The organism is Phyllobacterium lublinensis, assembly GCF_020164435.1.
Lineage (GTDB): Bacteria > Pseudomonadota > Alphaproteobacteria > Rhizobiales > Rhizobiaceae > Phyllobacterium > Phyllobacterium lublinensis.
The window spans coordinates 187018-202435 of record NZ_JAIUDQ010000006.1; the positions used below are offsets into that span (position 1 = coordinate 187018).

Consider the following 15418-nt stretch of genomic DNA (forward strand, 5'->3'; position numbering starts at 1 on the left):
CAAATCTGTCATAGAGCATTGTGAGCACGCGGATGGCCGACGTGTTGGGGTCAAATCATGTCCGGAACCGTTGTCCTCGTCGTGCTGTTTGCTGCGCTGATGCATGCCAGCTGGAACGCCGTGGTCAAATCCGAGGGCGACAAATTCCTCAACACCGTTGTTGTGGTCACCTCGGCCGGCATCATTGCCGCCTGCTGCCTTCCGTTCCTGCAGCCGCCAGCCCGCGAAAGCTGGCCATTCCTGGCCGCCTCGGGCGTTGCCCAGGTCATCTACCTTACGCTCGTTGCCGCGGCGTATCGAAGTGGTGACATGAGCCAGGCCTACCCCATCATGCGCGGTACAGCCCCATTGATCGTTGCCATCGCAAGCGGTCCACTGATCGGCGAAGTACTTTCCATGCAGAAATGGATGGGCATTGCTTTGATATGCGGCGGTGTGCTGGGACTTGCGCTGGAATCGCGCCGCAGAGCGGCATCAAACCGTGCTGCCACCATGTTCGCCTTGATCAATGCTGTCGTCATCGCATCGTATACGCTCATCGATGGTGTCGGGGTTCGTCACTCCGGCGCGCCGGCCTCCTATACCATGTGGGTATTCGTGCTGAATGCTGTGCCGCTTCTCCTCTGGACAATGGTCATGCGCCGGGGTGAACTCTGGCCGCATTTTGTCAGGCGCACCCGCCTTGCAACAATCGGCGGCGTTGGCACGCTCGGGTCCTACGGATTGGCACTTTGGGCAATGACCATGGCGCCGGTGGCTGCGGTCGCTGCCCTGCGGGAAACATCGATCCTCTTTGCCGTAGCAATATCCGCCATCATTCTCAATGAAAGCGTGGGGATCAAGCGGCTTGTCGCGGTCGGATTCATAGCTGCCGGCGCGGCTGTGATGCGGCTGGCCTGATCTATTCCGGCCGCATGCTGAAATAAGGTCTCGCCTCTTCGACAGCGCGGGCGAAAGAGGGGCGATTCATCAATCTTTCCAGATAGCTGGCCAGATTGGAATGCCCGGCGAACGGCACCGACAGGTTTGCATAGAAGAGCGCCGGTGAACCAGCGCAATCCGCCATTGTATACTGGTCTCCGGTGGCCCACCTCTTGCCCGCCAGCTCTTTCTCGAGGACGCTGTAGGCTGTCTTCAGTTTGCCGCGGGCTTCTTCGACGCCAAACGGGTCATTATAGCCCTTCGGCCGGAAATTGTCGGTCACGACTTTCTGCATCGGTGCCTGCACGTGCAGGTCGAAGAACCTGTCGAGCTGCCGCGCCCGGAATGCAAGTTCGCGATCGGCGGGCAGCATTTGCACTTTACCCGGATAATGCTGGTCAAGATATTCGATGATCATGCTTGATTCAGGGATTGTCCGGCCGTTCGCCTCGTCGCGCAGCACCGGAAATTGCCGGATTGGCCAAATTTCGGTGAAGCTGGCGCTGGCTACCGGATCCATGAAGTCAACGATTTCCTTCTCGAACGGCAGTTCTTTCTCATAGAGCGCGATCAAAACCTTCTGGCAGAATGACGACAGCGGGTGAAAATACAGTTTCAGCGTCATGGCGCCCCTCCAGCCGGTTGCTCGATCAATACTAAAGCAATTACTTAACTAACAAGACGCGTATCGGGCGTCAAGGCGGATTGCAAACTTTGTCATCAAGACAAAAAGCAGCATTTCTGCGTATCATTTTTTGCGTTAAGGATAGGCCATGAACAAACCTGTCCTTCTTCGCACGGGCCATTCCGCCTGTCCCCACGATTGCCCTTCAACATGCGCACTGGATATCGAAGTACTCGATACGGGCCATATCGGCCGTGTGCGTGGCGCCAAGGAAAACACCTACACGGCGGGTGTCATCTGCGCCAAGGTCGCCCGCTATGCCGAACGCATCCATCATCCGGAGCGGCTGTTGAAACCTGTGGTTCGGGGCGGGGCCAAGGGTGAGGGCGTTTGGAAGGAGGCAAGTTGGGAAGCAGCGCTTGACCTGATCGCCGAGCGGTTCCTGAGCGCCGAGGCTCAATACGGTTCCGAAAGCATCTGGCCCTATTACTACGCCGGCACGATGGGCCTCGCGCAGCGTGATTCGATCCATCGCCTGCGGCATGCCAAGAAATACACCAACCAGTTCGACAGCATTTGCACCAACCTTGCGTGGTCGGGGTTCTATGCCGGAACCGGCAAGCTCGGCGGGGTCGATCCCCGCGAAATGGCCAAGTCGGACTGCGTCGTGATCTGGGGTACCAACGCGGCCGCAACGCAGGTCAATGTGATGACCCACGCCGTACGGGCCCGCAAGGAGCGCGGCGCGAGGATCGTCGCCATTGACATATATGAGACTGCAACCGTGAGGCAGGCTGATCTGGGATTGGTGCTGAAGCCCGGAACCGATGGAGCATTCGCCTGCGCGGTGATGCATGTTCTCTTTCGCGACGGTCATGCGGACTGGGATTATCTCAACGCCTACACGGATGATCCCAAGGGCCTTGAGCAGCACCTTAAGGATCGTACGCCGGAATGGGCCGCCGGGATCACCGGTCTGTCCGTTGCCGAAATCGAGCAATTTGCCCATCTGGTCGGCACAACCAAGAAGACATTCTTCCGCCTCGGCTATGGATTTGCCCGCCAGCGCAATGGTGCAGTCAACATGCATGCGGCCTTATCAATTCCGGCGGTCACAGGCGCATGGAAATACGAGGGCGGCGGTTGCCTGCATTCCAATTCGGGCATTTTCAGCATGGACAAGCGGGAGATCGAGGGCAGGGCGTTTGCCGATCCGTCCGTGCGCCATATCGACCAGTGCAAGATCGGCGCCGCCCTGACCAACGATCCGGCCGCGCTCTATGATGGTCCCCCGGTCATGGCGATGCTGGTGCAGAACACCAACCCTGCCAATGTCGCGCCGGAACAGCGCCTGGTAAAACAGGGCATGCTGCGCGATGACCTCTTCATGGCGGTGCATGAGCAGTTCATGACCGATACGGCAAAGCTTGCCGATGTTGTACTGCCCGCCACCATGTTCATGGAGCACGACGACATCTATCGTGGCGGCGGCCAGCAGCATATCGTCCTTGGCCCGAAGCTGATCGATGGTCCCGGAGAGACCCGGCCAAATCTCTATGTCATCAACGAACTGGCCGAACGCCTTGGCGTCGGCCACCTTCCGGGGTTCGATCTCGATGCCAGGACATTGATCGACAACATGTTGCATGCGAGCAATCTGCCCGGCTTCGATGCCCTCAAGGAGTCCCGCTGGCTCGATATTCAGCCGGATTTCGAAACGGCCCACTACACGAAGGGCTTCAACTGGCCCGATGGCAAATTCCGTTTCAGACCGGATTGGACGGGCGGCCCGTCGCCGAACCGCCCGCCGAAGTCGATGGGGTTGCAGGGGCCGGTTGATACGCTGCCACAATGGCCAGACTATTGGGAAGCAATCGAGGTCGCGGACAAAAGACATCCATTCCGGCTCGCCACGTCACCGGCACACAACTTCCTTAATTCATCATTCGCCGAAACGCCCACCTCGCTCGCCAAGGAACGGCGGCCTGAGCTTTTGATCCACCCAGCAGATGCGGCGGAACTCGGCATCAAAGATGGTGCCCGCGTCGAGGTTGGCAATGACCGCGGTGAGGTCATCGTGCATGCGCGCGTTCAGGCCGTGACGAAACGCGGCGTGGTGATTTCCGAAGGTATTTTCGCCAATTCCGCTTTCGAACGTGGCGAGGGCATCAATGTGCTGACGGGTGCGGATTCGCCGGCGCCCAATGGTGGTGCCGCCTTCCATGACAACAAGGTCTGGGTGCGGTTGGCGGATCCGTCGATCTAACAAGAATTTTGGAGCTGATTAGTCGCGGAAAACCGTCCTGCCATTCTGCATCAACGCTTGGCCTGTCGCCACGAGTGCCAGCGCACGGGCATAGGTCTCATGCTCGACCGAAAGAACCCGCTCGGCGAGGGTCTCTGCCGTATCACCAGTCTTCACCGGCACTGCGGTCTGCGCGATTATCGGGCCTTCATCCATGCCTGCCGTCACGAAATGGACTGTGCAGCCATGCACGCGCACGCCCGCTTCCAGCGCCTGGTCATGGGTGTGGAGCCCGCGGAACAGTGGCAGCAGGGAAGGGTGGATATTGATCATCTTTCCTTCCCACTCCCGCGCGAATTCCGGTGAAAGCAAACGCATGTAGCCGGCAAGACAGACGATATCGGCTCTTGCAGCACGCAATGCCTCCGAAACGGCTGCTTCATGCCGCTGTTTCGCGGCGTAGTCGCGGTGCGGGATAGCCTGGGCATGGATGCCCTGCTTCCGGGCCGTGTCGAGGCCGCCAGCATCGGCCTTGTTGGCTATAACGGTAACGATCTCCGCAGGATAGCCGGCATCCTTTGCCGCTTCGATGAGTGCACCCATATTGGAGCCGCGCCCTGAAATGAGGACTGCGACACGCTTCTTCGGAATGCCCGTACTCACAGTGCGAGCGTGCCCTGGTAGACGACGCCTGCATCGGCGCGGGCAATCATCGTGCCAAGCCGGACTGCCTGTTCGCCCTGAGCCTTCAAGGCGTCGAGGACGATGTCGGCATGCTCCGCTGCCGCGACGGCGATCATGCCGATACCGCAGTTGAACGTCCGCAGCATCTCGTCGCGCTCTACGCCGCCGGTCTTTGCCAGCCACGAAAACACCGGCGGAACCTTTATGGCCGACAGGTCGATGCTTGCAGTCAGGGTCTTGGGCAAAACGCGGGGTATGTTGTCGGGAAAACCGCCGCCGGTAATGTGCGCCAGCGCCTTGATTGCCTTGGTTTGGCCGATGACCGCCAACAGCGGCTTCACATAGATGCGCGTCGGCGTCAGCAGCGCCTCTCCAAGCGTCGTCCCGGGTTTGAACGGCGCGTCGGCATCCCAGCCAAGGCCGGAAAGCTCCACGATGCGGCGCACCAGCGAGAAGCCGTTGGAATGAACCCCGGAGGAAGCGAGGCCGATAATCACATCGCCCTCGGTGATATCGGCGGATGGCAGCAGATCATTGCGCTCGGCCGCGCCCACGGCAAATCCGGCAAGGTCATAGTCACCGTCGCGATACATGCCGGGCATTTCCGCCGTCTCGCCGCCAGTCAGGGCGCAACCCGCCTGCAGGCAGCCTTTCGCAATGCCGCTGACGATGGCTGCTCCCTGGTCGGGATCAAGCTTGCCCGTGGCGAAGTAGTCGAGGAAGAACAGCGGCTCGGCACCCTGTACAACAAGGTCGTTGACGCACATGGCGACAAGGTCGATACCGACCGTATCATGCACACCGGCGTCGATTGCGATCTTCAGCTTGGTTCCGACGCCGTCATTGGCCGCGACGAGAACCGGGTCGGTGAAACCTGCAGCCTTCAGGTCGAACAGACCACCGAAACCGCCAATCTCGCCGTCGGCGCCAGGGCGGCGCGTGGAGCGGACGATCGGTTTGATCTTCTCGACAAGCAGATTGCCGGCATCGATGTCGACGCCTGCCTGTGCATAGGTGAGGCCATTGTTGCCACCTTTGGTGGGCTCGCTTTTCACGCTCATGATCTGCTCCGGGAGTTGATGACCGCGAAATGGCACGACTCCGGCGTTGCTGCAAGGTCTGAGTAACCCTGGCGCCAAGAAAACCCGAATTATAACACTTTGCCAGCTGTTTGGGCTTGAGCAATGCGCCCATGCCCGCCATTTAACTAAGAGATGCCCCCATCAGGAATTCGCGCCTCGTGACCATCCCCAACTACATCACGATCTTCCGGTTCATCCTTGTTCCCTTCATCGTCATGGCTTTGCTGTCCGAATACGTGGGCGCAGCACTGATCGGTTTCGTCATTGCCGGGCTGTCCGACGGCGTGGATGGCTACATTGCAAGACGCTACGACCAGCGTTCGGAACTCGGTGCCTATCTCGATCCCATCGCCGACAAACTTCTGCTCGTCTCCCTGTTTGTCGTTCTGGGTTTTCTGGAACAGTTGCCCGTGTGGCTCGTTGTCATCGTCGTATCACGCGATATTTTTATTGTAGGCGCGGTGCTACTGGGCGCTGTCATTGGCCGGCCCATGGAAATGCATCCGTTGCTTGTTTCCAAGGCGAATACGGCATTTCAGATCATTCTGATCGCTGTTACCCTTGCGGACATGGCATTCGAATTTTCGCTTCCGGGCTTTCGCACCGCACTCGTGTGGGTGGCGGCCCTCTTGACCGCGGCTTCTGCGGCTGCCTATCTCGTGGCTTGGACAAAACACATGGCTGGTGATGAGCAAGATCGAAAATAAGAGCGTAAGCACGGCGAAGCCTCAGCCAGTACCGGTGGAGGTTCTCCCCGAGCGCGATATCCACGTCGACGTGCAAGTCAATACGCTGGCGACGAGCGTGCGGCGCCAGGCCCTGTTCTGGACAGGGGCGATGGTATTTCTGGCACTGTTTCTCTACATTTTCTCCTCGATCCTTCTGCCTTTCGTGGCAGGGCTCGTGCTCGCCTATTTCCTCGATCCCGTGGCCGACCGGCTTGAGCGCCTGGGTCTGTCCCGACTTCTGGCGACAGTCCTCATCCTGGTGCTGTTCATCGTAACCTTCGCGGTGTTGCTGGTTATCCTGGTGCCTGTGCTTGCCTCGCAAATGAGCGATCTCATCGCCCGCCTGCCGATCTATGTGACCCTTCTCCAGGAGCTTATCGCCGATCGCGATTCGCAATGGCTCAAGGATTTTATCGGCGTTGACGCATCGGTCATTCGCAACAGTCTGGATTCCCTGCTCCAGCAGGGTGCCGGCTTCCTCACGACCCTGCTGCAATCGATCTGGAGTTCGGGCAAAACCTTGATCAACGTGGCGGCGCTCTTTGTTGTTACGCCGGTTGTCGCCTTCTACATGCTGCTCGATTGGGACCGGATGGTCGCCAAGATCGACAATCTTGTTCCCCGCGAACACGTCAGCACGGTTCGCGACATCGCCAACGACATGAACAAGGCCATTGCGGGTTTCGTGCGCGGGCAGGGCACTGTCTGTCTGTTGCTCGGTATCATCTATGCGGTTGGCCTGACCGTCGTCGGCCTCAATTTCGGACTGTTGATCGGGCTGTTCGCTGGGCTGATCAGCTTCATTCCCTATGTCGGCTCGCTGGTCGGCCTGGTTTTGGCACTTGGCGTCGCCATCGTCCAGTTCTGGCCGGAATGGGGTCACATCCTTGGCGTGGCGATCGCCTTCGGCATTGGCCAGTTCATCGAAGGCAACATCCTCCAGCCGAAGCTTGTCGGCTCTTCCGTCGGACTGCATCCGGTCTGGCTGATGTTCGCGCTGTTCGCCTTCGGCTCGCTCTTGGGTTTCACCGGCATGCTTATAGCCGTCCCGACGGCCGCTGCGGTTGGCGTACTAGTGCGCTTTATCATCAGCCGCTACCAGCAATCCCCGCTCTACACAGGCAACCATCGCAAAAGCGAGAAGACCAAAGAAATCAGATGACAGTTCGGCGCTGGCCGCTGTATTTCATCGCCCATGACCAACATAACCCCACCGCGTCAGATTCCGCTCGATCTTGGCCATGAGCCGGGCTATTCCCGCGATGATCTGATCGTGACCGCGTCGAATATGGCGGCGGTGGATATTGTCGATCGATGGCCGGGCTGGATCTCTCCGGTCGTCGTGCTTGCTGGCCCGACCGGCTCAGGCAAGACCCATCTCGCTGCGGTCTGGAAGGCCGAGTCCAATGCCATTGTCGTCGACGCGCGGAATATCGGGCCGGCATCGGGCGAAAAGGGGCCATTTCTTATCGACGATATCGGTGACGCTTCAATCGACGAGGGGGGCCTGTTTCACCTGATCAACAGCGTTCGCCAGAGCGGCTCAAGCCTGTTGATGACCTCGCGCAAATGGCCGGCAAACTGGCCGGTCACCCTGCCGGACCTTGCCTCGCGTCTGAAGGCTGCAACGACGGTGGAAATCGGCGAGCCCGATGACATGCTTTTGTCGGGTGTCCTTTACAAACTGTTCGCCGACCGGCAGGTCGCCGTCGACCCCAATGTCATCAGTTTCCTCGTAAGCCACATCGAACGGTCACTCTCAACGGCCAATCACATCGTCGAGCGGCTGGACAAGGCCGCGCTCGAAAAAAAGGCAAAGATCACGCGCTCACTCGCTGCGAGCGTCGTCACCGCAATCGACGAGGGACAGGCAGCTTTTGATCTTTGAGGCTGCTGTGCATTCTGCTTCAGGTGTTGATGCCTGCGAAACTCAGTCGGTCCAGGTCAATGGATTGGGCGTTGCGGTCAGATCGTCGGTGTCGACTTGAAAGAGATAGAGCCACGCAATCATCGCGGTCGAGATGATGACCGCCGCAAACACCAACAGTTCTGCCCGCATTTATGTTCCCCGTTTCGCCTCGGCAATGACCCAACACCGATGATACATCCCTGATTGAGGGCCTGGTCAGCCGCTTTGGTTGTCACGCAGCGGTTCCGGCTCGCCAAAGCGTTTGTAGAGCCGGCAGCCCGTTCCGATAGCGGTCTCGTAGAGCCTGTCGCCGGGCTTTATCTCGGCCCACGAAGAGTGCGTCGCCCCGACCGTCAGCCGCGCGCGAATGTTCAGGCCGGCAATGGCGGAGAGTTCCGCGGCATAGGCTTCGAGGGTTCGTTGCTTCATCCCCGTATAACAGGTCGCGAGATAGAGGTAATTCTCCATTTCCTTCTGCCCGTAGCTTTCCCTGTTGCTGAAGCTCTGCGAGTCAATCGGACCCAGCAGCAACTCTGCCGCACAGTGAATGACTGTGTCATCCCACGTCAGGTCCTGCAGGAATATCTCGTGCTCCTGGGTGGGGAACCCGCCTGTGCTGTGGTTCGTCGGCAAGCACTTGACGAAGGGACGCGCAACCTCGGCGTCGTCAAAGATCTGGTGAACCAGCGCCTTGCCTTGCGAGAACGACATCTTTTTGCGCACGGGCTTGATGTGCGTTTGCCACGCAATGTCACGTACCTGCGCAGATATCGCTGTTTGGTCAAATCTGGTCATCTCGGCCCCTCAGATTGCCCGCAAGTGCTTTGACGGCAGTTGCGACATATCAGAAGCGACTCTTGCTCATGAAATAAGGGCATAATTTTATGTAAATTTGAGGAAACCGATAAATAGAATGATTAGTCGCACCAGGCGCCGAATGTTATGCAATTGTCATATTCTGCCTGCATTCTAGGCATGACACCTCACCCATTCGCCAACCGGTCGCGGAGATGAGCTGTGAGTGCCAAGGTCTTTCACGTGCTGTTTCTGTCACAGCGCAATTCGGCAAGAAGCATGATGGCCGAATCGATCCTTAACCGCATTGGCCAGCCTAATTTCGTTGCCTACAGCGCGGGCCTCGATCCCACCGACACGCTGGAGCCGGAAACTCGCGAACTTCTGGAAGCGATGGGCTATCCGACCGATACGCTGCGTCCGAAACACTACCGCGATTTTGGCGCCGTTGACGCACAGAAGCTCGATTTCGTCTTCACCCTGAGCGACACGGCCGCCGGTGAGCCGCTGCCCGATTGGGCAGGGCTGCCGGTCAGCGCGCACTGGGCTTCAACAGATCCGGTCAAGGCCACGGGTGAGCCGTGGGAGCGCAAGCAAGCCTTCTCGCGCGCCATGGTGGAGCTTGACCGGCGGCTGAAGATATTCGTCAACCTTCCGCTTGCCTCGCTCGATCGGCTCAGCATTCAAAGCCACGTTGACGAGATTGGCAGGTCAAAGGCTGCCGATTAGGCGGCAGACGGGCGAACGGGCCCGTTGCTGCCCACCTGCTTCCATTGGTTTCCTTTATTTCCGGGTGCAGCTTCGCGTGGTGTGGTTCACATTACCTTCCCGCAACATGCCGTCATGCGGCAGAAATGAGGCAGTGCCGTTTTCGCGTCATGGTTTCTTCATTCGGATGACACGCGCCCGGGTTATGATTCGAGCATGGATACAAAAGCTGATTGGCACCACATCATGAACACACCAGCAAATCGATGGACGCCGCATTGGGAGATTCACCCGGGTGAGCATTTGCTTGAGTGCATCGAAGCGCACGGCATCTCGATAGAGGAATTTTCGCGATTGGCTGACATACCTGCAGCCACGATCGACGCCATTGTTGCCGGGCGGCATCCGATTACGGACAGCATCGCGCTGCGCTTTGAGGAATCCCTTGGCATCATGCCGGAACTCTGGTTCGTCCTGCAATCAAGATGGCATCGCCATCAGGAGACTTTCCAGGCGTTGGCCTAGTCCTCACTCTTCGGGTCAACCGCGATGTCGAAATGAAGCACGGCCTCGCGAATGCCCAGTTTTTCGTAGAGTGCAATCGCGGGATCGTCACCGTAATCGGCCTGAACATAGATAACCCAGGCGCCACGGCGGGCGGCGATGTCTTTCAGGTGGTTGATCAGGGCTGTCGCTATGCCTTGCCTGCGATATCGCCCATCCACGGCAAGATCATAGATATAGAATTCGCGGCGCGCCCTCTCGAACTTGTCGAGCTCATAGGCGACAAGGCCGCCGATCACGGTGTCGCCTTCCATGGCGACCAAGGTCGCAATGTGTTCCTTTGCGAGAAACTCCCCCACATAGGCATCACTGGGTGGCTCGTTCCCGTACGTCCCGGTTTCGGCAAATGCTTTGCCAAACAATGCATTCAACTGACGCAGTCGGGATACGTCATCCGGCGCAAGTCGCTTGAGAGTAAAGTCTGATGAGGGCATGAGTGGATTTACCACGCTTTAAGCGGCGCTTCCACAATGCCCCGCTACGACCTCGTGACGACCGGTAGAACGTCGAAGGTTTGCCTGTGCTGTGCGATGGTTGTAACTGTCGCCCAAAATCCGATTGCGAGCGTTGCCGTCAACGCAGCCAGGATCATGAAATCTCGAAAATGCAGTGGTTCGATATCGTGATTTCGCATCATATCGGTCCCCAATCTTTTTTCCGATATGGTGCGTGAGTCGTTGAATCTGAACAATAAATCGCCAGCTCAATATATTTGTTTAGACCTGCTGTGCCCGGAAACTCCGGAAGCGGCCAGCTCAAGAGGGCCGAAGGGTGGGTTCTCCCGACAATCCCGTTCGCCGCTCGGAGCAAAAAAGTGGGCCCAGATTGCGCGGTTTTGGCCGTGAAATACTGAGCCCTGTCGAAATGCTTCGGAATTGTCCAACGCGATCTCGGCAATAGTAGAACGCATGACGGGAAAGTTGGTTCCAGGAAAGTGCTGGAATTTTACTTTCCCGCAAAAACCTTGTCCAAGATGGACTTCACGGCCGTTTGAGCCGCCACGGCCGCAGCATCATTGTACTGCGAGCTCGGGCCGAATTCGACGCAGGCGTCGGCATAGCTGAATGGAAGGCCCGTTGCAGCATTCAGCAGCTTTCCATCCTCTTCCCTGCGCCAGCAGTTTCGCGACGTCTGGTTGTCGGGGTCAGCGTAGCGAGCGGGGTTGCGCGGGCTGTCAAATGCATGCAAAGCGCCCTTGTACTCGGTCATTTTCGCATCGCTGCCTGATTGGGCCAAACGCTCGATATAGGAGCGACAGTGCTTAGCAAGGGTCCAGTCGTCATCGGCACCGTGGAACTCGCGAATTGGCGCGACGGTCACCTTCAATTCGTCGACAAGCTCGAAGTTGCAGGCGGGATAAAACGGCAGGTGTGCCACGATACGAGCCTTGGATGGCCCGAAGGCCTGCTGGAATCGTGTCATTGCCGAATACAAGGCCGCGTTGCCGCCACGGGAGAATCCCATCAGTGCGACGCGGTCCCCATCGATATTCGCGTGGGCGGCCAGCGCATCCGCCGCCCGGTAGGCGTCGTAGATTTGCGTGAACTGGCCAAACCGGGATTGATCGGAAGATGCGTGGGCAAGCCCACGGGTCGTATAACTGTCCAGGCTTAGCGTCGTGACGCCGATACTGTTGAGAAACCTTGACCATCCCCAGACTGCGCCGCTTCCGGGTCCGTCTGTGCCATGCAGCAGGATGACAACCGGCAATTTGCCATTGTTCTGCGGGCCGCTCAGCTTGCCGTTGAGCACGACGGGCGTACCGGCGTTGTCATTGCCTTTAAGAAAATCCTCGTCTGACAGAGTCAGGGATTGAACTTCAATCACGGCCTCCTGCGCGGATGCCGCGGTGTTGAAAAACGACATGACGCTCAAAATGATGACGAATGGGCTTACCCTGGTCATGACCATCATTCCTGTAGGGCAACAAGCGCAATTATCCGATGTTTGAGAACCTCAGTGACCTTACCTCCTGGAAACCTTATCCTGACCGAGTCGGCTTCGCCAGTGGCATGCTAAGGTAACAACAAATGCCGCCGATATCATGAATCGGTGGGCTGCCGCGTGAGTACACGCAGATAATCCGTGGCAATATCTGCGGCACTTTGGTGCAGTGTCCTGTCTCCCCAGGCCATTTGTTGCTTTTTTGCCTTTTTCCCATCTTCGGCTATTGCGTTCTTGAATCGAAATCTCTAGGGACAACAGCGTTCAAGTTGGAACGGAGCGTAGCGCAGCCTGGTAGCGCATCTGGTTTGGGACCAGAGGGTCGCAGGTTCGAATCCTGCCGCTCCGACCACTTTCAGCAAAGCTTCCAAAAATACGCTAGAGTTTGTCGGTTGCCTGTAATATATCGGCGTTGCAGACAAGGGGATTTCTTTCATGGCAGCTCGCATCTACCGCCCGGCGAAAACCGCAATGCAATCCGGCACGGCCAAGGCCGAGACCTGGACGCTTGAGTTCGAGCCGGAGAAGCCGCGCAAGGTCGAGCCATTGATGGGCTATACGTCGTCGGGCGACATGAAGAGCCAGATCCGCCTGACCTTCGAGACGAAGGAGGAGGCAATCGCATACGCCCGGAAGAACGGCATCGCCTATACGGTGCAGGAGCCCAAGGAATTGCGCCGGCGTATCGTCTCCTATTCGGAAAACTTCCGTTTCGACCGCAAGCAGCCCTGGACGCATTGATTTACGGATTTGCATCTTTTCCGGCGCACGTTGTTCCGCCGGAACCCTATTTGGTCCCGTAGCTCAGCTGGATAGAGCACCGGCCTTCTAAGCCGACGGTCACTGGTTCGAATCCAGTCGGGATCGCCACCTTTCAATAACTTGGGTTTGGCTTGTCTCGCGGCCGCAATGGTGCGGCTGCTTACAGCCGCGCGGCCTGGACATGCATCCAGTCGAAATTTCGCGAGCGCCCGAGGCTGACCCAGCCCTGTGCCTCCCAGCTATGCCACCAGAAATCATAATCCTTATGGTCAAGCGATGCGCGGTCGCGACCCCATTTCAGCTGATTGCGAGTGGGATCCCAATCCAGTGCGACCGCCCAGGCATGGGTCGACCAGGTGGAGCCGCCGCGCTTCTTGCGGGAAAAGAAGCATCCGCCGTAGAGGTCAAGGTGCAGACGCTTGATCTCTCCTGCGCCGTAGTGGGCGTTGACCCGGTCCAGCACCGCTTCGACGCTGTCTGCTACTTTGGCGTGGCAACCGATGTGAGTGACCTTTTGTCGTGTGTCCCAGGCAAGCTTGAGCGACCATGGGCACGGCACGCGCTTTATCGGCGGGTTGCCGGGCGGGCCGAAGAAAGACCTCATTTCCGCCTGGTTGCCGGTGTCGCGCGGCCACCGGTGCGGGTTGGCGTCAGAGGGCTCATCATCGCGCCAATTATCAGGAAGGGTACCGGTGTTTTGCAGCTGCAGGATGCTTTCATAGGCAAATTGGGTGACCGGACCCCAATAGCCGTCGATCGGTTTGCATTCGATACCCTTGTCCTTGCATATCAATTGCAGCATGAGGGTAATCCGCCGCTCAGCCGGGAAAGCAAGGCTGCCGGCCGGCAGCTCGCCCTGGCGCAGGGTTAGCCCCTTGGTGACCGCCGCCTCCGTTATAGGCCCGGCAGCACCATCCACCGCGCCAAGATAAAGTCCCTTATCCTTGAGATGCTGCTGAACGATCATAACGGCGCGCTTGAGCATGGTGTGTTCCCTCCGACAACCTTCCGCGTGAACCGGTCTGTGGCGCTTCAATCCTGGTACTGTTTCAGCGACTCCTTGAAAGCTCTGTACGCGTCGCGGAAATCCGCAAGGTCCGCGGACGTGCGATATTTTATGCCGAAAACCCGATTCTGCGTCCCATCGGCGCTGCGTGTTTCCTCGACCGAACGTTGATAGGAGCCGTCCTTGGCGGCATAGGTCGTCCAGCGCACAGTGCCTGTTGCCCCCTTTTGGTCAGCCACCGCGACCTGGGTTTCCACGGATGGATCAGGAACGATGTCTGTAGCGATGCCGCCGGCCTGGGGCGAATAAACGTAGAATTCAACGCGACCGGAAGGGTCCCGGAAGCGCGCACTGTCGTGCCCGTCGGCTGTTGTGCTTGGGATCCCTTCAATGGCGGTAAAGCCATCGGGATAGGCGATGGTGAACCACGCGCCATGATAATCCTGTGCGGCAAATGCCGGCATTGCCATGAATATCAGAGCCAGGCGAATGAGTGCGTGAACCATCGCGGCTATTACTCAGAAGTCGAATGGCACGGCGATGAGGCCCGAGCGGTATTTCTCCGATCGGGTCCAGCGCGGACCGCCACCACTTGCCAGTGGGTTGAACGGGGAGAACTCGATGTTGTCCCTGTCGATCATCTGGCGCATCGAATGGGCTTCCACCACCTCGCCGCGACGTCCAGGGAACACGTGATACCCCGCATGGGCGATACCGACGAAGATCGGCACGTTCGCGAAGCCGGCAGGCTGCGTTTTCTTGAACCCGACCAGCTTGGTGGAATTGTCGACCTTCGAATCGTAATAGATGCCCTGGTTCTTGACCGATGCGAACCGCAGAGCGTGCCCGCCCCATACCGGCATCCACTTGCGTGGCGGCTTCAGCGGATTGAGCTCCTGGTCCTGGGCGTCCCATTCTGCGTTCTTGGATGGATCCGGGTTCCAGTAATAGAGCTTCCATCCGAGTTGTTGCAGCATGATTTGCAAGTCGGTGCCGTAGAACTTCTGGTCGATTTTCAACTGATTGTTGATCTTTTTCCAGGTGTTGCTCATACCAGTTGCATTGAAGCCGCGCTCTACGGCCTGCATTGCAAGCAATATGCAGGCAGTTGCCACCTGCTGGTCCACCAGGAATGTAGGCTTGCCAAACTTTCGAAGTTCTTTGATGCGAAGGTCGCGGGTGCGGTGCTCAGGCTTGCGGTTGCCGTAGTACTTGGACACGCCCCATTTGTCATAGAACGCCTTGTGGTCGGCGAAAGTCCAGTCGAGAAAATCAGCCGCAGCATCGCAAAATTCTGCAATCGTGTCGCGATGTTTGCGTATCTCGGAAGAAGAAAACATACCGGCGGGGACTGCTGATGGCATAGTGGCCTCCGATCACTTTCGGCGAAACACTATACGAACTCGCACTACAAGCATATCAGAATTATTCGTCAATATCCGCGT

The 15418-nt window shown here is 58.1% G+C and carries 19 protein-coding genes and 2 tRNA genes; 10 read left to right on the forward strand and 11 right to left on the reverse strand.

What is annotated here, in order from left to right:
* The first annotated feature begins 57 nt into the window (after positions 1-57).
* The gene (locus tag K9U38_RS10455; RefSeq protein WP_224494261.1) at positions 58-900 is read left to right on the forward strand and encodes an EamA family transporter; all 843 of its coding nucleotides are present in this window, start codon (positions 58-60) and stop codon (positions 898-900) included.
* 1 nt (position 901) lies between these two features.
* Here K9U38_RS10455 and K9U38_RS10460 read toward each other — a convergent pair whose 3' ends face one another.
* On the reverse strand, positions 902-1546 hold the full coding sequence (locus tag K9U38_RS10460; RefSeq protein ID WP_224494262.1) for a glutathione S-transferase family protein: 645 nt from the start codon (positions 1544-1546) through the stop codon (positions 902-904).
* Positions 1547-1694: 148 nt separating this feature from the next.
* Here K9U38_RS10460 and K9U38_RS10465 point away from each other — a divergent pair, with 148 nt between their 5' ends.
* Entirely contained in the window at positions 1695-3812 is a 2118-nt protein-coding gene (locus K9U38_RS10465) for a molybdopterin oxidoreductase family protein (RefSeq protein WP_224494263.1), read from the forward strand.
* Positions 3813-3830: 18 nt separating this feature from the next.
* Here K9U38_RS10465 and purN read toward each other — a convergent pair whose 3' ends face one another.
* Together purN and purM are read right to left on the reverse strand one after the other, a co-directional pair.
* Positions 3831-4454: a phosphoribosylglycinamide formyltransferase gene (gene purN, locus K9U38_RS10470; RefSeq protein WP_224494264.1), complete on the reverse strand. Its 624-nt coding sequence runs from the start codon at positions 4452-4454 to the stop codon at positions 3831-3833.
* Positions 4451-5536: a phosphoribosylformylglycinamidine cyclo-ligase gene (gene purM, locus K9U38_RS10475; protein ID WP_224494265.1), complete on the reverse strand. Its 1086-nt coding sequence runs from the start codon at positions 5534-5536 to the stop codon at positions 4451-4453. The genes purN and purM overlap by 4 nt, the downstream gene beginning before the upstream one ends.
* Positions 5537-5715: 179 nt before the next feature.
* Here purM and pgsA point away from each other — a divergent pair, with 179 nt between their 5' ends.
* Genes pgsA through hdaA form a run of 3 tightly spaced genes read left to right on the forward strand, consistent with a single transcriptional unit; the run spans position 5716 to position 8173 of the window.
* The gene (pgsA, locus tag K9U38_RS10480) at positions 5716-6264 is read left to right on the forward strand and encodes a CDP-diacylglycerol--glycerol-3-phosphate 3-phosphatidyltransferase (RefSeq protein ID WP_224494266.1); all 549 of its coding nucleotides are present in this window, start codon (positions 5716-5718) and stop codon (positions 6262-6264) included.
* Positions 6245-7447: an AI-2E family transporter gene (locus tag K9U38_RS10485; RefSeq protein WP_370631894.1), complete on the forward strand. Its 1203-nt coding sequence runs from the start codon at positions 6245-6247 to the stop codon at positions 7445-7447. Before pgsA ends, K9U38_RS10485 begins: the two co-directional genes overlap by 20 nt.
* A 33-nt stretch (positions 7448-7480) precedes the next feature.
* Positions 7481-8173: a DnaA regulatory inactivator HdaA gene (gene hdaA / locus K9U38_RS10490; protein ID WP_224494267.1), complete on the forward strand. Its 693-nt coding sequence runs from the start codon at positions 7481-7483 to the stop codon at positions 8171-8173.
* 42 nt (positions 8174-8215) lie between these two features.
* Here hdaA and K9U38_RS22000 read toward each other — a convergent pair whose 3' ends face one another.
* Both K9U38_RS22000 and K9U38_RS10495 read right to left on the reverse strand, forming a co-directional pair.
* Positions 8216-8344: a hypothetical protein gene (locus K9U38_RS22000; protein ID WP_255607105.1), complete on the reverse strand. Its 129-nt coding sequence runs from the start codon at positions 8342-8344 to the stop codon at positions 8216-8218.
* 66 nt (positions 8345-8410) lie between these two features.
* Positions 8411-8989, reverse strand: a complete 579-nt coding sequence (locus K9U38_RS10495) for a hypothetical protein (RefSeq protein ID WP_224494268.1) — start codon at positions 8987-8989, stop codon at positions 8411-8413.
* 222 nt (positions 8990-9211) lie between these two features.
* Here K9U38_RS10495 and K9U38_RS10500 point away from each other — a divergent pair, with 222 nt between their 5' ends.
* Together K9U38_RS10500 and K9U38_RS10505 are read left to right on the forward strand one after the other, a co-directional pair.
* Positions 9212-9718, forward strand: coding sequence for an arsenate reductase/protein-tyrosine-phosphatase family protein (locus K9U38_RS10500; protein ID WP_224494269.1), 507 nt, complete (start codon positions 9212-9214; stop codon positions 9716-9718).
* Between the two features lie 225 nt (positions 9719-9943).
* The gene (locus K9U38_RS10505) at positions 9944-10222 is read left to right on the forward strand and encodes a HigA family addiction module antitoxin (protein WP_224494270.1); all 279 of its coding nucleotides are present in this window, start codon (positions 9944-9946) and stop codon (positions 10220-10222) included.
* Here the strand turns inward: K9U38_RS10505 and K9U38_RS10510 are convergent.
* The 3 genes from K9U38_RS10510 to K9U38_RS10520 form a co-directional block, all read right to left on the reverse strand.
* The gene (locus tag K9U38_RS10510; protein ID WP_224494271.1) at positions 10219-10695 is read right to left on the reverse strand and encodes an AAC(3)-I family aminoglycoside N-acetyltransferase; all 477 of its coding nucleotides are present in this window, start codon (positions 10693-10695) and stop codon (positions 10219-10221) included. The two genes, K9U38_RS10505 and K9U38_RS10510, sit on opposite strands and share 4 nt — an antisense overlap.
* A 44-nt stretch (positions 10696-10739) precedes the next feature.
* A complete protein-coding gene (locus tag K9U38_RS10515) occupies positions 10740-10895 on the reverse strand; it encodes a hypothetical protein (RefSeq protein ID WP_224494272.1) in 156 nt (51 codons plus the stop codon).
* Positions 10896-11206: 311 nt separating this feature from the next.
* Positions 11207-12166, reverse strand: coding sequence for a dienelactone hydrolase family protein (locus K9U38_RS10520; protein ID WP_224494273.1), 960 nt, complete (start codon positions 12164-12166; stop codon positions 11207-11209).
* 314 nt (positions 12167-12480) lie between these two features.
* Between K9U38_RS10520 and K9U38_RS10525 the strand changes: the two genes are divergently transcribed.
* The 3 genes from K9U38_RS10525 (at position 12481) to K9U38_RS10535 (ending at position 13075) form a co-directional block, all read left to right on the forward strand.
* Positions 12481-12557: transfer RNA gene (locus K9U38_RS10525), tRNA-Pro, on the forward strand.
* Positions 12558-12640: 83 nt separating this feature from the next.
* Positions 12641-12946: an ETC complex I subunit gene (locus K9U38_RS10530; RefSeq protein ID WP_224494274.1), complete on the forward strand. Its 306-nt coding sequence runs from the start codon at positions 12641-12643 to the stop codon at positions 12944-12946.
* Positions 12947-12998: 52 nt separating this feature from the next.
* Positions 12999-13075: transfer RNA gene (locus tag K9U38_RS10535), tRNA-Arg, on the forward strand.
* Between the two features lie 52 nt (positions 13076-13127).
* Here the strand turns inward: K9U38_RS10535 and K9U38_RS10540 are convergent.
* The 3 genes from K9U38_RS10540 to K9U38_RS10550 are packed head-to-tail and all read right to left on the reverse strand — an operon-like array spanning position 13128 to position 15337.
* On the reverse strand, positions 13128-13952 hold the full coding sequence (locus K9U38_RS10540; RefSeq protein WP_224494275.1) for a peptidoglycan-binding domain-containing protein: 825 nt from the start codon (positions 13950-13952) through the stop codon (positions 13128-13130).
* Between the two features lie 47 nt (positions 13953-13999).
* Positions 14000-14479 (reverse strand): hypothetical protein, encoded by a 480-nt coding sequence (locus tag K9U38_RS10545; protein ID WP_224494276.1) that lies wholly within the window; start codon positions 14477-14479, stop codon positions 14000-14002.
* 12 nt (positions 14480-14491) lie between these two features.
* Positions 14492-15337 (reverse strand): hypothetical protein, encoded by an 846-nt coding sequence (locus tag K9U38_RS10550; RefSeq protein ID WP_224494277.1) that lies wholly within the window; start codon positions 15335-15337, stop codon positions 14492-14494.
* Between the last annotated feature and the right edge of the window lie 81 nt (positions 15338-15418).